Here is a 305-nt window from a genome sequence, read left to right as displayed (position 1 = left end):
TCGTGATGACGCAAGCGACCACTAGACCACCAACAATTGGCTCTGGAATATTAAATTTTTTTAAGGTTGGTAACTTGGTATTGATGAACTGCCCTAAAAACAACACGCAAATTGCGACGAGGAACGACTCCTGTGGGCCGATAGATATTACCTGATTCATGAGACCTCTTTACTCTACTCTTTCTCATTCATTGAGCACGCGCTCAACGTGAGATAGGTGCCTAAGCCAGTCAGATTGCCTCTCGAAACTTTTGTTTTCTAGGCCTCTTTGACCATCAATTCTCATCAAGTAAGAAATAGGCAGA

The 305-nt window shown here is 43.0% G+C and carries 1 protein-coding gene; it reads right to left on the bottom strand.

The window, feature by feature from the left end; translation table 11 throughout:
• Positions 1 to 160, bottom strand: a 160-nt coding sequence (locus IQR33_RS18065; RefSeq protein ID WP_228013962.1) for a sodium/glutamate symporter, incomplete at its 3' end; no start/stop codon positions are given.
• Positions 161 to 305: the final 145 nt, after the last annotated feature.

Source organism: Vibrio sp. OPT46, assembly GCF_015163535.1.
GTDB classification, from domain to species: Bacteria; Pseudomonadota; Gammaproteobacteria; order Enterobacterales; family Vibrionaceae; genus Vibrio; species Vibrio alginolyticus.
Note: the sequence above shows the minus strand (reverse complement) of the source record. Positions and strands in the feature narration are given on the sequence as shown.